This is a genomic window from Klebsiella sp. MS 92-3, assembly GCF_000195655.1.
Taxonomy (GTDB): domain Bacteria; phylum Pseudomonadota; class Gammaproteobacteria; order Enterobacterales; family Enterobacteriaceae; genus Klebsiella; species Klebsiella pneumoniae.
In genome coordinates this window covers 30,466-31,510 of record NZ_GL882779.1, presented here as the reverse complement: position 1 = coordinate 31,510, position 1,045 = coordinate 30,466, and the positions used below count along the sequence as shown (strand labels likewise).

Genomic DNA, 1,045 nt, shown 5'->3' with positions numbered 1-1,045 from the left:
GGGGGGGGGGGGAGCCGTTGCGCGGCGCCGAATACCAGTACATCTGCTGCAGGCTGAATCGCCCGAGCTGCGGGTGGTTAAAATGTTTAATCTGGTTTTCCACGCCGCGCACCTCGTAGCGCTGATGCCACAGCGCTTCAAACTCCGACGAGGCGGCGAAAAAGCGCGCCAGTTTGTTTTCCCACGCCGGATCGCCGCGGTGCTCGGCCATCGCGGCGCGGAAATAGGAGACGAAGGTCGGCAGCACATCGCGATTTTCGATCCGGCTGCGCCAGGTCTCATGGGTCAGATAGAGATAAATGCAGTTGCGATCTTCTTCCGGGAGGGTGGCGAAATCGATGCCCATCAGGCGGCAGAAGCTGTCGTTCCACGCCACAATATCAAAGTTCGGTTTCTGAATGCTGGCCGGCTGCGGCATCAGGCTGTCCAGCATCCGGCGGGTGCCAGGGCTGATGCCTTCGCACACCGTCACCTGGGTGGCTTCCGGCGGGGTCAGCCCGGCGAGCACGAACAGATGCCGGGTCTCCAGCGGACTGCACTGCAGGGCATTCGCCACCCCCACCAGCACCGCCTCCGACGGATTCACCTCCCGCCCCTGCTCCAGCCAGGTGTACCAGGTAACGCCGACGTCGGCGAGCATCGCCACCTCTTCCCGGCGCAGACCCGGCGTGCGCCGGCGGCCCACCCGGGGCAACCCCAGGCGCTGCGGATCGAGGCTTTCACGGCGGGCGCGCAGAAAGGCCCCCAGCTGTTTGCGTCGATCGTCCGGCACGGCGATCGTCGACTCCCGTTGCGGCATCGTGGTCATCACCCCTCCAGCATAGTAGTGCCAATACCAGTATAGACAGGAACTGGTACCCGTTTAATTTATCGGTAATGCTACGTCGGTCTGCTGAATGACGCAATGGAGAATCCCATGAATACGTCTGCTGTTTCACCCGGCCGCGCCGGTCTGTTGCTGCTGCTGAGCGGCCAGATGCTGCCGCTTATTGATACCTCGATCACCAATGTGGCGCTGGACGCCATCACCCACACCCTGGCGGCC

Annotated in this window: 2 protein-coding genes; one reads left to right on the top strand and one right to left on the bottom strand. The window is 63.1% G+C overall.

What is annotated here, in order from left to right:
- Window positions 1-808: helix-turn-helix transcriptional regulator (locus HMPREF9538_RS18640; RefSeq protein WP_009484555.1), on the bottom strand; the 808-nt coding region annotated here is incomplete at its 3' end.
- A gap of 108 nt (window positions 809-916) precedes the next feature.
- On the opposite strand from HMPREF9538_RS18640, the gene HMPREF9538_RS33315 reads away from it, so the two are divergent.
- Window positions 917-1,045 (top strand): hypothetical protein (locus tag HMPREF9538_RS33315; protein ID WP_262199936.1); only part of this gene is annotated, 129 nt, incomplete at its 3' end.